This is a genomic window from Roseovarius albus (assembly GCF_900172335.1).
GTDB lineage: Bacteria > Pseudomonadota > Alphaproteobacteria > Rhodobacterales > Rhodobacteraceae > Roseovarius > Roseovarius albus.
Genome location: NZ_FWFX01000004.1, coordinates 88,201 through 101,172 on the forward strand (window position 1 = coordinate 88,201; position 12,972 = coordinate 101,172).

Below are 12,972 nucleotides of genomic sequence, written 5' to 3' on the forward strand. Positions count from 1 at the left end.
AACTGTTCTAAATTCCGGCAATTGCCAGACTGCATGTAAGCGAGATAAGCCCTGCGTCCAGCAAGGTCAATCAGTTCGCGAGGGAGAGACGTATGAAACTGAGCACAAAAGGCCGATATGCCATGGTTGCACTGACCGATATCGCACTCCAGAATGGCGATGATCTGGTGAACCTCGGGGATATCTCCAAACGGCAGGACATCTCTTTGCCCTATCTGGAGCAGCTGTTCGTGAAACTGCGTCGGGCGGAACTGGTCGAATCTGTGCGCGGCCCCGGCGGTGGATATCGTCTGGCGCGGCCTGCGTCCGATATTCGTGTTTGCGATATTCTAGCGGCCGTGGATGAAACTGTGGATGCGCTCCACAAGGGGGCAGGCGCATCGGGCGCGGCCAGTGGGTCAAAGGCGCAGTCGGTTACCAACCGGCTGTGGGAAGGCTTGAGTGCGCATGTCTATGTGTTCTTGCATCAAACCCGGTTGAGTGATGTGGTGAAAAACGAGCTGGCCCCTTGCCCGGCCGTGCCGTCATTGTTTGCGATTGTTGATGACGAATGAAGGACTCCTTTCCAGAAAGACCAAAAATAGAGATAGCAGATAAACCCAATGATCATGAATCATTGGGGCGTTCGGTGCCGCATGCGATTAGGAGTTCTAGCCCTGTCATTTCTATGGCGCATAAGTTTGCCACGATGGCTGACAAGCATTACATGAGTGCAGATCATTGCTTGCTCTATCTTGCGAGGCGGGTGGGGTATGTAAGGCAATATCGCGAGCGTTCTCAAAACTTTTTTGGGCGGTTAATTAATAAAATCATGGGCGATGATCCTGAGGTTGTGCCTCTGTCAGGCGCTGTTGTTGCGGGTGTCCTGACATTCTTAGGGGATCCTCTGCCTAAGACGTTTGACCGTGGGCAAGATTATAATCTGCGCTTCGATATCGCTGATAAGTTACTGTCCCGAATGCTGGAAAAAGCTGAGGTTGAAGGGATGTTGAAATGAAGCGCACGTACCTCGACTATAACGCGACTGTCCCACTGCGGGAGGACGCCAAGGCAGCAATGGTTGCGGCGATGGACGTCGTTGGAAATCCGTCCAGCGTGCATGCCGAAGGTCGAGCCGCCAAAGGGTTGATCGAACGCGCGCGCGGGCAGGTGACAGCGGCTTTTGGCGCCGAAGGTGCGGATGTCATCTTTACCTCAGGGGCCACCGAGGCGGCGGCGCTGGCTTGTGCAGGGCGGGGCCTGCTGGGGGCGGATGTCGAGCATGATGCCGTGCGGGCTTGGGTTGAAAATGCGTTGAACGTAGATGCAGACGGTGCGGTGTCTGTCGTTGTGCCAGATAGGTCGGCATTGCAATTAGCGAATTCTGAAACAGGCATCACTCAAACGTTACCCGAGGGATTAGCCGTCAGCGATATGACGCAGGCCTTTGGGAAAGTTCCTTTGGCGTTCAATTGGGCGGGCTGTCAGATGGCACTGATTTCAGCCCACAAGCTGGGTGGCCCAAAAGGCATTGGTGCCCTTGTGATCAAGCGTGGCACGGATCTGGCGGCGCAGATCAAAGGCGGTGGTCAGGAAATGGGCCGCCGCTCTGGTACCGAAAATGTTGTCGGAATTGCAGGATTTGGGGCCGCGGCAGAGGCAGCAGCGCAGGATTTAGCAGATGGCGTTTGGGCGAATGTTGAGAAACTTAGAAACATTCTAGAATTAGCTATTGAGGAATCCGCGAAAGAGACTATTTTTGTCGGGAAATCTGCGCGACGTCTGCCAAATACCAGTTGTTTTATCTCTCCGGGATGGAAAGGAGAGACGCAAGTGATGGCCATGGATCTGGCCGGTTTTGCCATTTCAGCAGGCTCGGCCTGTTCCAGCGGCAAGGTCAAAGCCAGCAATGTTTTGTTGGCCATGGGTTACGACGCAGCGGCGGCATCTTGTGCCGTTCGGGTCTCCTTGGGGCCGACGACGACAGAAGACGATATTTTGCGGTTTGCCGAAAGTTGGGGCAAAGCGCATGCGAAATTCCGTGCCCGTGCGGCATGATGACGAAATGAAGGAGAAGGCCATGGCGGCGCTGGATGAAGTTCAGGTCAAAGAGGGTGTCGATCAGGAAACGGTCGATGCCGTACGCGAAGTCGGTGGCGCTTATAAATATGGCTGGGAAACCGATATCGAGATGGAATATGCGCCCAAGGGCCTGACCACCGATATTGTTAAACTGATTTCTGAAAAGAACGAAGAACCCGATTGGATGACCGAGTGGCGGCTTGAAGCTTATGCTCGTTGGCAGAAGTTGGAAGAGCCAGATTGGGCGATGGTCGATTATCCTGAGATTGATTTTCAGGATCAGTATTACTATGCGCGTCCCAAGAGCATGGAAGTCAAACCCAAGTCGCTGGACGAGGTCGATCCCAAGCTGTTGGCAACATACGAAAAACTGGGCATCCCTCTCAAGGAACAGATGATCCTCGCTGGTGTCGAAGGCGCCGAAGATATGCCTGCCGAGGGCCGCAAAGTCGCGGTGGATGCGGTTTTTGACTCGGTCTCAGTCGGCACAACCTTCCAGGCCGAATTGAAAAAAGCTGGAGTGATCTTTTGCTCGATTTCCGAGGCGATCCGTGAGCATCCCGAACTGGTCAAGAAATATCTTGGCTCGGTCGTGCCGGTCAGTGACAATTTCTATGCAACGTTGAACAGTGCCGTGTTCTCGGATGGATCATTTGTTTATGTCCCGCCGGGTGTACGATGCCCGATGGAGCTGAGTACTTATTTCCGCATCAATGCTGAAAACACTGGCCAGTTCGAGCGCACGCTGATCATCGCCGACAAGGGCAGCTATGTCAGCTATCTTGAGGGCTGCACCGCACCGCAACGCGATACCAGTCAGTTGCACGCTGCCGTGGTTGAGATCGTGATCGAAGAAGACGCCGAGGTGAAGTACTCCACCGTTCAGAACTGGTATCCCGGAGATGAGAACGGCAAGGGCGGGATCTATAACTTTGTGACCAAACGTGCCGATTGCCGAGGAGATCGCTCCAAAGTGATGTGGACGCAGGTCGAAACCGGCTCGGCGGTGACATGGAAGTACCCATCTTGCATTCTGCGTGGCAACGACAGCCAAGGCGAATTCTACTCGATCGCCATCACCAACAACATGCAGCAGGCCGATACAGGCACCAAGATGATCCATCTGGGTAAAAACACCAAATCGCGGATAGTCTCCAAGGGCATCTCGGCGGGCAAGGCGCAGAACACCTACCGTGGTCTTGTCAGCATGCACCCAAAGGCCAAAGACAGTCGTAACTATACTCAATGCGACAGCTTGTTGATCGGCTCAGAATGCGGGGCGCATACGGTGCCTTACATCGAGGTAAAGAACAATTCATCGCGGGTTGAGCACGAGGCGACAACATCCAAGGTGGATGATGATCAGCTATTCTATTGCCGCCAGCGTGGTATGGACGAAGAAGAGGCTGTGGCACTGGTGGTCAACGGGTTCTGCAAGGATGTTTTGCAGGCGCTGCCTATGGAGTTCGCCATGGAAGCGCAGCAACTGGTTGCGATTTCGCTCGAGGGCTCGGTAGGCTGAGAACTGATGCGCGCGCCTGTCATCATATATAGGTCTGAACCAAATTGGTCTCGGGGCTTTAAAAGCCGCGCAGGAATTGGATTTCCTGTTCAACAGCCTGTGATTGCGAGTTGGTTGCCATGGTCGCGTTCTCTGGTTAACCGTTGGCTGCAAACAACCGAGCTGAATGCGGACACAAATGAACGAAGAGCAAAAACAAGCCTTTCAGGATCGCGTTGCGCGATTAAGCGACAAGGGCAAGGCACAAGCAGAGGCGCGCAAGAAAACCCGCAAGAAAGGCGTGGTGTTCGAAAGGCTGGCCTTTCCGCTATCGATTTTAGCCGCCTTCGCTCTGGGTTACTTCACCGCGTTTTTGTCGCGCTACGTGATGTATCACATGGTGGGCCTGCCCGAGCCGGGGAAGGTCGACATCGCCAGTCTGGTGTTTGCAGCCGCGATTATTCTGACGATGTCCGCGATTCTGAAATCCAAGCAAAAGGAATGCGCAACGGCCAGTTCTTTTGGCTTGCTCGCCGCGGTCTTTACACTGCACAATTTTGTCTGGGAATATCCCGATCTGTTCGAACAGGTCTACGGACCCGATTGGGTCAAATCCTTGCAACAGCAAACCGAGCCATCAAGCCTGTTTGTGTTTGGCCAGGTGATCGAGCTGGGCTGAAGTTGCCAAATCTTGGACGTGCGGCGCCCATCTCCAGAAATTCAAAGATAACCGGCCTTGATGGAATGCTGTCAGGCCATAACCGAATATTGCACGCGCGCACCGCGTGATGACGAACGAAGCGAGGACGAAATATGTTGGAAGTCAATAACCTGCACGTTGATCTTGAAGAAGAAGACAAGACCATCCTGAAAGGCGTAGACCTGAAGGTTGAGGCCGGCAAGGTGCATGCGATTATGGGGCCAAATGGCTCTGGCAAGTCGACCCTGTCTTACGTTCTGTCTGGCAAGGACGGCTATGAAGTGACAGGCGGCTCTGCCACATTGGGTGGCGAAGACATTCTGGAGATGGAGCCAGAAGAGCGTGCCGCAGCGGGCTTGTTTCTGGCGTTCCAATACCCTGTCGAAATTCCCGGTGTCGGCAACATGACCTTCCTGCGTACTGCAGTAAACGCACAGCGCAAGGCGCGTGGCGAAGAAGAACTGTCAGCCGCAGATTTTCTCAAAGAAGTCCGCGCCAAGGCCAAAACGTTGAAGATTGACGCTGATATGCTGAAGCGCCCTGTAAATGTTGGCTTTTCTGGCGGTGAGAAGAAGCGCAACGAGATCCTGCAGATGGCGATGCTGGAACCCAAGATGTGCATTCTCGATGAGACCGACTCGGGCCTTGACGTGGATGCGATGAAACTGGTGGCCGAAGGTGTGAACGCGCTGCGCGACGAGGGGCGCGGGTTCTTGGTGATCACACACTATCAACGCCTTCTGGATCACATCAAACCGGATGTTGTCCACATCATGGCCAACGGTCGTATTGTCAAAACCGGCGGCCCAGAGTTGGCTCTGGAAGTTGAAAACAACGGTTACGCTGACATTCTGGCGGAGGTAGCCTGATGGCACAGACGCAGAAAAAGTTTGATACAACCGCCTCGCGGCTGGACGGCGTGAGCCTGCCAGAATGCGGTGCCTGGTCGCGTAACGCGCGTGATGCGGCACTGGCCCGTGTCCGTGAAATGGGCCTACCGGATCGCCGAGACGAATATTGGAAATACACCCGCCCGGATACTCTGACCCAGACTGACGCGCCCGAAGCAGCGTTTTTTGATGGGGACGAAAGCGAACACTATGCCGATGTCGACAGGCTTAAAATTGTATTCGTTGATGGCGTGTTCGATGTCGAGGCCAGTGATAATCTGGCACTGGAAGGGGTCAAAATTGACCGCCTCTGCGCTGCGGATCAAAGCGACATTCATTGGGCCAAAGAGATCTACGGTGTCTTGGAAGAGCGCGGGCAAACGCCGGTGGAACGTCCCTTGGCCGCGTTGAACACTGCGCTGGCCTGCGATGGGATCTTGATCCACGCAACTGGCGAAGTCAGCAAACCGATCAACTTGATTTATTACCATAAATCAACTTCTTCCGATGCGATTCTTCACCATGTTATCAAGCTGGATAAGGGCGCGGATCTGACTGTTTTGGAAAACGGCCCGGCGGCTGCACGGTTCAACAAGGTGATGGAGGTCGAAGTTGCCGACGGCGCATCATTCCACCATATTCGCAAACAAGGTCGAGATCACGAGCGACGCGCAGTAACACATATCTTTGCTCGCTTGGGCGAAAAAAGCAGCTTCAAGTCGTTCACTCTGACAGCCAACGGCGTGTTGACACGCAACGAATGCGTGATCGAGCTAACCGGCGATGATGCGATTGCCCATGTGGCAGGTGCAGCCGTGGGTGATGGTGATTTCCACCATGATGACACGGTGTTCATCACGCATGACGCAGAACGCTGCGAAAGCCGTCAGGTGTTCAAAAAGGTGCTGCGCAATGGGGCCACAGGCGTGTTCCAGGGTAAGATTTTGGTCAAGGAAGGCGCGCAGAAAACTGATGGCTATCAGATCAGCCAGTCATTGCTGCTTGATGAGGATAGCCAGTTTCTGGCCAAGCCCGAACTTGAGATTTACGCCGATGATGTGGTTTGCTCGCACGGGTCAACCAGCGGTGCAATTAATGAAGACGGGCTGTTTTATCTGAGGGCCCGCGGCATTCCACGCCCGATCGCAACAGATTTGCTGACGCTGGCGTTTCTGGCCGAGGCTGTGGAAGAGGTCGAAGACGAGATCCTGCGCGAAGACATCGTTGCCCGCCTGACCGGCTGGCTGGAGCGGCGGCGCGGCTGATGTCAGCCACACGAGATATCGTGGCCACCTACCGGAGCCCCCGGCGGGTGATGCAGCGATTGTTGCAAGCGGGGCAGAGGGAAGATCGGGCGTTGGTCTTTCTTATTTCAGCCTGTATGATCGTCTTTGTTGCGCAGTGGCCACGTTTAACACGTGAAGCCCATCTGACTGAGCAGGAACTTAACCCGCTTTTGGGCGGGGCGTTGCTGGGATGGATTTTTATCGCTCCGCTGTTCTTTTATGCCTTAGCGCTCGTTAGTCACTGGGTGCTTCGTCTCATCGGGGGTAAGAACAGCGCATACGCGGCGCGGATTGCGCTTTTCTGGGCTTTTCTGGCGGCCAGCCCATTGATCTTGCTACACGGATTGGTGGCCGGCTTCATTGGACCTGGCCCGGGGTTAAGCCTCGTCGGCTTTGTCTGGTTTATATTGTTCCTGTGGTTCTGGATCGCAAACATGCGAGAAGCAGGATGGGGCGACAGAAAATGATGGAACTGCTTCGAGAAACTTTGTTTAGCCCGGGAAAGGCAGCCGAGAAACTTCTCGCAACCGATTTCCGCGCTGATGCGTTGTGGATGGTTTTGATCCTGATGGGGGTGATGAATGCGCTGGTGCATGGGCTCAGCATGTATTTATCACCCATCCCGGATGGGGCAGTTGTCCCTACATTATTCCTGTCACCGCTCTTGTTTGGTTTTGCGTCTGTATTGTCGTTGGTCGCCATGGTCTATCTGTTGTTCTGGTTGGGGCAAATGCTGCAGGGGCAGGCGGCGTTGAAGGATATCCTCGTGCTGGTGGCATGGGTACAAGTATTACGGCTTTTGGCGCAGGTCTTGGGTACGGTGGCAGTGTTTTTCATACCGGCGTTGGGAGGCCTCGCCATGCTGGTCGCGACTGTATGGGGGATTGTCATTTTGGTGGTTTTCATCAACAAGGCACATCGGTTTTCGAACCCGTTCAAAGGACTGGGCGTCTTAATCGGAGCAATGCTGGGGATGGTCATTGGGCTGTCTATCTTATTCGGCGCATTGGGCGCATCTACTGCAGGGGTGGCATAACATGCTGGATGTGGCAAAGATCAGAGAAGACTTTCCCATTTTGTCGCGCGAAGTGAACGGCAAGCCTTTGGTTTATCTCGACAACGGGGCGTCGGCGCAAAAACCAAAAGCGGTGATCGATGCGATCAATCTGGCCTACAGCCATGAATACGCAAATGTACATCGCGGGCTGCACACACTGTCCAACATCGCCACGGAAAAGTACGAGGCCGTCCGGGCCATCATCGCCCGCTTTCTGGGCGTAGCAGATGAAAATCAGATCATTCTGAACTCCGGCACCACCGAAGGCATCAACATGGTTGCCTACGGCTGGGCGATGCCCCGCCTGCAGGCGGGGGATGAGATTATCCTGTCGGTGATGGAGCACCACGCCAATATCGTGCCATGGCATTTCCTGCGCGAACGCCAGGGGGTCGTGCTGAAATGGGTGGACACCGAGGCTGACGGATCGCTTGACGTGCAAAAGGTGATTGATGCCATTGGCCCCAAAACCAAGCTGGTCGCCATCTCGCATCTCTCAAACGTTCTGGGAACTAAGGTTGACGTCAAAACTATCTGCGATGCCGCACATGAGCAGGGGGTTCCAGTGCTGGTGGACGGATCACAGGCCACCGTGCATATGCCAGTCAATCTTGATGAGATCGGCTGCGATTTCTACGCCATCACAGGCCACAAGCTTTATGGCCCTTCGGGATCCGGCGCGATCTTTGTACACAAAGACCGTCTGGCCGAAATGCGCCCCTTCATGGGCGGCGGCGATATGATCCGCGAGGTCAGCAAAGAAGCTGTCACCTATAACGATCCGCCGATGAAGTTCGAGGCGGGCACGCCGGGTATTGTGCAAACCATCGGGTTGGGCGTGGCGCTGGAATATATGATGGATGTCGGGATGGAGGCCATCGCCGCCCACGAAGACAGCCTGAGCCAATATGCACAACAACGCCTGACAGGGCTAAACTGGTTGAACGTGCAAGGGCAGACGCCTGATAAGGCGGCAATCTTCTCCTTCACCATGGACGGGGCCGCGCATGCTCATGACATCTCGACCATTCTCGACAAAAAGGGTGTGGCTGTGCGCGCCGGCCACCACTGCGCCGGACCGCTGATGGACCATCTTGGCGTCACTGCCACCTGCCGGGCCTCCTTCGCGATGTACAACACCACAGATGAGGTGGACAAGTTGATCGAGGCGCTTGAACTGGCGCATGATCTCTTCGCTTGACGGTTACGGGCAAGGGAACGGCCAGCGCCTTACCAGAATGCGACGCGCCCCAAGCGAAAACTCCCTTGATCCACGATTACGTATTGCGGGTTGTGTGATGGGTGACTATACCCCATCACGCACGCACCTGTAGCTCAGCTGGATAGAGCGCTGCCCTCCGAAGGCAGAGGCCAGAGGTTCGAATCCTCTCAGGTGCGCCATACTCCCCCAGAAATCTACTTTAAACATCGGACAGGCGACCCTTTTCGAACAAGATGCCATTCCAGAGGTTAAAACACACCCAAACCATCGAACAGGTTCTTTGTAATGGCGGTGCGCTTGAATCGATACGTTGCTTTCGCTTCATTTCTGTATTCCGCCCAAAAAGAGATCGCCTCAAGCGTGGCTTCATCTAAAATTCGGCTGGGGGTTTGATCCAGAAATTTTACATCTTTGAGTACCGCTTGGATGTGCTCGACTTGAGCGCGGGTCAGTTGACGTTCAAGGATCAGAGTAAGCGAGCTGTTCACCCAAGGCACTACGGCAACGCGGTCATCGACCTGCAGCAGATCGATGAATTCTTCACCTTCGCAGGCATAGCCCCAACTTCGTAAAAGACGTTTGTCACCATCTGATTGATCGCCGTCAATCGGGCCGATCATGACATCGGCCAACAGCGGATCATCCATATTTTCAGGAGAATCCGTTTCGCGAATGGCCCACTCATCACATTCAAGATCTGCTGTGCTGATACCGTCCCGCGCAAACACAAAAGACGTCCCAATGATGTCACTTAAATCTTTGCCATCCAGCGTGCTGGCCACATCACTGGCCACGCGCGCATCAACAACAATATACTCTCCGATGGGAGGGGAAAATTGAGTTTCGGTAGACGGAAGGCAATTTGGAGGCTCGCCGCCGCCGCACACACACAGGACATCCGGTGGGCAAAAACATTCGCCAGCGGGAACGTAGGCGCAGCCGGTTTGCGAGTGGCATTGAGCGACGGTTTTTTGACTTTGCAAGCGGTCAATTTGGGTGCCGCTGGTATTCAGAATGGCCTGTGCAAAGCCAATCTGACACCTGTCCCATGGGGCAATGCATTCAGATTTTGCGGTAAGCATACACTGGGTTGACCCGATGCAGGTGAGCTGATCCAAAGTGCTGCAGTCAACCTCTTGTGCGGATGCAGGCAGGGCGTATGACATCCCCGCCACCGTGACTTGAAGTACTCTGGTCAATCTCCGGAACACGTTCCAAAGCATGGCACCTTTCCCTTCGGGGTTAGATTTTACGCAGATAGGCCCAGGACACATATCCTTTCAGCCCGCGCGCACGGTCTAGCGAGACTTTGCACCAGCGCGTTGCACCGGTTCTTTCGCAGCTGTGGACACGCAAAACTGTGCCATTCGGAAGTCCGACGATTACACTATACCCCGTACCCGGACCCGCGCGAAGTTTCAGCATATCATCTTCAGCGACACCATAAACCTCGTGCTTTCCAAGCGAAGATGCCAGTGCCGGATCGGGGCTGAAAGCAACGCCAAGAAACAGCGCGACGAGGGGGACGAGGGGGAATATGCGCATCGAATGCTCCGGATTGCTTGTTCACCAAAACAGTATCGTTTGATGTCTAAGAATGGAACAGGTTGGTGGTTGAATAACCCTGACCAACCCCGATATCCACCGCCGGGTGCGACATCGGCTTCTTCGATCCCAGTTCTCCGCAAAATCCACTCTGTCGCGTTTTGCACAAAACCCGCGTACGAATTGTACAAGTTGTACAAAATTTTAAGTCTATTTTCTGGGATTTTGGTATCCAAAAACGATCTGAAATCAGATGTTTTTGGCTCCGGCGGTAGGGATCGAACCTACGACCAATTGATTAACAGTCAACTGCTCTACCGCTGAGCTACGCCGGAACATGTGGGGCATATAGCAACAGGTTTTGGTCGCGTCCAGAGGGATTGTGACAATTTTTTATTTTTTAGATTTGGTGCCGAAATTCAGTTGAAATTTCGTGTCAGGGCTGAGGTCTGAAAGCGGTTGGACTTGTTTTCTCATATATAGATCAATGAGGTGAGCAAGGACATTTCGCGTGGCTGCAGGTATAAGTCGGTCGGGCGTATCGGTGTATATCTTTTGGGCAAGATCTGGAGGCGAGGCAGGACCAATCTTGAGCGCCTGCAAAATTTCCCGTTCGCGCGAGTTGCGATGAGAAATCAGCCATGAAAGGCGCTTAGAAGGCTCAGAAATCGGATCGCCATGGCCGGGATAGTAGATGGTGCTATTGAGTGTTTCAAGCTTGCGACAGGACGACATAAAGTCCGTCAGGTCCCCGTCAGGCGGAGAGACCAAAGAACTGGCCCAACCCATCACCAGATCTCCGGTGAAAAGCGCGGATCCGTATTCAAAACAGAGGTGATTACCCAGATGTCCAGGCGTCCAGTGCGCTGTGATTTTCCAACCCTGCGCGGCTATACTCTCCCCATCGGAAAGGCAGATATCGGGGGCGAAAACTGGATCGATGCCTTCGCCAGAAATTGGGAAGCCGCGCTCGATCAAATGCTGCATAATTTGACTGCGCCCGGTGCCAGAAGGGCCATATGCATAGATTTTTGCGCCGGTTAACTCAGATAGTTTTGCCGCCAGCGGCGAGTGATCCAAATGCGAGTGAGACACGAGGATATGGGTGATTTTTTGGCCAAGTTGCACAGTCTTTAAGATAGTGTCCAAATGCACTTGGTCATGCGGTCCGGGGTCAATCACGGCCAGATCGGTTGTTCCCAAAATATAGGTGTTTGTCCCGGTGTAAGTCATCGGTGACGGGTTAGGCGCAAGAATCCTGCGGATCGTAGGGGATAAATCTTGCACCTGTCCGGGATGCAGGTTTGCAATTTCAGTTTTGTCGCTCATGATCCCTTTTTCTTGTCTCGCTGTGCGGTTAGGATTCTGTATGACGTTTAGATGGCTCAAACCTTATATGCCGCGCAGTCTTTATGGCAGGGCTATTTTGATTCTGCTTTTGCCGGTTGTCACCCTGTTACTGGTTGTATCGGTGATATTTATTCAGCGTCATTTCGAAGGTGTGACGCGGCAAATGACGCAGGCGGTCAGCCGTGAAGTCCAAGTTATGGCGCAAAGCGGTATGACAGTGGATGAGGCCGCAACGTCTGACATGGCGCGTGTGCTTGAAATAACGGTTGAACAAATTCCCGAAAACGACGTGCCAAAGCAGGATTTTCGCCGGTGGTATGACGTCACAGCAATTGTTGTGACACGCGAATTCAATCGATTGCTGCCTGATGTGGCAGCGATCTCGTTGCCAGATGATTACGTGGTTAAACTTTATTTTGTGCGCGATGGTGAAGCCTTTGAACTGAGTTTTGATCGGCGCAGGGTGTCGCCTTCTAATCCGCATCAGTTGCTGGTGAACATGCTGGTGTTTAGCATCTTGGTGACCATTGTGTCATATTTCTATCTCCGAAATCAGCTCAGACCGATCACGCGACTGTCGCGTGCGGCTGAAGCCTTTGGTCGAGGGCATAATGTGCCATATCGTGCAGCGGGCGCGATCGAGGTCCGAGCTGCAGGCAATGCTTTCCTGAACATGCGGGCCCGGATCGAGCGACAGATTGAGCAACGAACAATGATGTTGTCTGGGGTGAGCCATGACTTACGTACTCCGATAACGCGCCTGAAGCTTGGGCTGTCGATGTTGGAGGCCGAAGATAGCGAATTGCTTCAACGTGACGTGCTCGAGATGGAGCGGTTGATTGAAGAATTTCTGGCTTTTGCACGAGGGGCGCAGGAGGGAGTGCCGGAAGCCGTGGACCCTACAGAGTTTTTGAGCGAGATTGTTGAAGACAGCGCGCGCGCTGGAGATAAGGTCAAGTTTGTTTCGCATGCAGGTGAGGGGCAGGTCATGTTGCGTAAGAATGCCATACGCCGAGCTGTGAGCAACTTGATTGGAAATGCCGTACGTTATGGAAACCATGCAGAAGTGTCGATGAAACTGACCGAGCGAATGTTGCGGATCAGAGTCGAGGATGATGGACCGGGCATCCCCGCGGATTCGCGAGAACAGGCAATGAAGCCATTTGCCCGTCTGGATGTCGCGCGAAATCAAGACTTAGGGAGCGGTGTCGGGCTGGGATTGGCGATTGCAGCAGATATTGCCCATGCCCATGGCGGTACGCTCAGGTTAGGTGAGAGCGACGCTTTGGGTGGTCTGAGAGCAGACATTATCATTGCGCGATAAGATTATTCCCTGCGGAAGTCCGTAGGCACCGTCACG

At 53.9% G+C, this 12,972-nt stretch carries 14 protein-coding genes and 2 tRNA genes; 12 read left to right on the forward strand and 4 right to left on the reverse strand.

Going from position 1 to position 12,972, the window contains the following annotated elements:
* Nucleotides 1-92: 92 nt before the first annotated feature.
* From iscR to ROA7450_RS07855, 11 genes are all read left to right on the forward strand, one after another.
* Nucleotides 93-554, forward strand: coding sequence for a Fe-S cluster assembly transcriptional regulator IscR (gene iscR / locus ROA7450_RS07805; protein WP_085805150.1), 462 nt, complete (start codon nucleotides 93-95; stop codon nucleotides 552-554).
* Complete coding sequence (locus ROA7450_RS07810) at nucleotides 551-997, forward strand: hypothetical protein (protein WP_143534400.1); 447 nt, start codon at nucleotides 551-553, stop codon at nucleotides 995-997. Before iscR ends, ROA7450_RS07810 begins: the two co-directional genes overlap by 4 nt.
* Entirely contained in the window at nucleotides 994-2,037 is a 1,044-nt protein-coding gene (locus ROA7450_RS07815) for a cysteine desulfurase family protein (RefSeq protein ID WP_085805152.1), read from the forward strand. Before ROA7450_RS07810 ends, ROA7450_RS07815 begins: the two co-directional genes overlap by 4 nt.
* A 22-nt stretch (nucleotides 2,038-2,059) precedes the next feature.
* Complete coding sequence (gene sufB / locus ROA7450_RS07820) at nucleotides 2,060-3,583, forward strand: Fe-S cluster assembly protein SufB (RefSeq protein WP_085805350.1); 1,524 nt, start codon at nucleotides 2,060-2,062, stop codon at nucleotides 3,581-3,583.
* Nucleotides 3,584-3,761: 178 nt separating this feature from the next.
* Nucleotides 3,762-4,241 (forward strand): hypothetical protein, encoded by a 480-nt coding sequence (locus ROA7450_RS07825; RefSeq protein WP_085805153.1) that lies wholly within the window; start codon nucleotides 3,762-3,764, stop codon nucleotides 4,239-4,241.
* A 134-nt stretch (nucleotides 4,242-4,375) separates the two neighbouring features.
* A complete protein-coding gene (gene sufC / locus ROA7450_RS07830; RefSeq protein ID WP_085805154.1) occupies nucleotides 4,376-5,131 on the forward strand; it encodes a Fe-S cluster assembly ATPase SufC in 756 nt (251 codons plus the stop codon).
* Nucleotides 5,131-6,417: a Fe-S cluster assembly protein SufD gene (gene sufD, locus ROA7450_RS07835; RefSeq protein WP_085805155.1), complete on the forward strand. Its 1,287-nt coding sequence runs from the start codon at nucleotides 5,131-5,133 to the stop codon at nucleotides 6,415-6,417. The genes sufC and sufD overlap by 1 nt, the downstream gene beginning before the upstream one ends.
* Entirely contained in the window at nucleotides 6,417-6,905 is a 489-nt protein-coding gene (locus tag ROA7450_RS07840) for a YIP1 family protein (RefSeq protein ID WP_085805156.1), read from the forward strand. The genes sufD and ROA7450_RS07840 overlap by 1 nt, the downstream gene beginning before the upstream one ends.
* Nucleotides 6,902-7,474, forward strand: a complete 573-nt coding sequence (locus tag ROA7450_RS07845; RefSeq protein WP_159454022.1) for a Yip1 family protein — start codon at nucleotides 6,902-6,904, stop codon at nucleotides 7,472-7,474. The genes ROA7450_RS07840 and ROA7450_RS07845 overlap by 4 nt, the downstream gene beginning before the upstream one ends.
* 1 nt (nucleotide 7,475) lies before the next feature.
* Nucleotides 7,476-8,696 (forward strand): cysteine desulfurase, encoded by a 1,221-nt coding sequence (locus ROA7450_RS07850; protein ID WP_085805158.1) that lies wholly within the window; start codon nucleotides 7,476-7,478, stop codon nucleotides 8,694-8,696.
* A 123-nt stretch (nucleotides 8,697-8,819) separates the two neighbouring features.
* Nucleotides 8,820-8,896: transfer RNA gene (locus ROA7450_RS07855), tRNA-Arg, on the forward strand.
* 69 nt (nucleotides 8,897-8,965) lie between these two features.
* Here the strand turns inward: ROA7450_RS07855 and ROA7450_RS07860 are convergent.
* The 4 genes from ROA7450_RS07860 to ROA7450_RS07875 all read right to left on the reverse strand — a co-directional run bounded on the left by ROA7450_RS07860 (nucleotide 8,966) and on the right by ROA7450_RS07875 (nucleotide 11,591).
* A complete protein-coding gene (locus tag ROA7450_RS07860; protein ID WP_143534401.1) occupies nucleotides 8,966-9,799 on the reverse strand; it encodes a hypothetical protein in 834 nt (277 codons plus the stop codon).
* Nucleotides 9,800-9,959: 160 nt separating this feature from the next.
* Nucleotides 9,960-10,262, reverse strand: coding sequence for an SH3 domain-containing protein (locus ROA7450_RS07865; RefSeq protein WP_085805160.1), 303 nt, complete (start codon nucleotides 10,260-10,262; stop codon nucleotides 9,960-9,962).
* Between the two features lie 260 nt (nucleotides 10,263-10,522).
* A tRNA-Asn gene (locus tag ROA7450_RS07870) sits at nucleotides 10,523-10,597 on the reverse strand.
* 58 nt (nucleotides 10,598-10,655) lie between these two features.
* On the reverse strand, nucleotides 10,656-11,591 hold the full coding sequence (locus tag ROA7450_RS07875) for an MBL fold metallo-hydrolase (protein ID WP_085805161.1): 936 nt from the start codon (nucleotides 11,589-11,591) through the stop codon (nucleotides 10,656-10,658).
* Between the two features lie 40 nt (nucleotides 11,592-11,631).
* Here ROA7450_RS07875 and ROA7450_RS07880 point away from each other — a divergent pair, with 40 nt between their 5' ends.
* Entirely contained in the window at nucleotides 11,632-12,936 is a 1,305-nt protein-coding gene (locus tag ROA7450_RS07880) for an ATP-binding protein (RefSeq protein WP_085805162.1), read from the forward strand.
* Nucleotides 12,937-12,972: the final 36 nt, after the last annotated feature.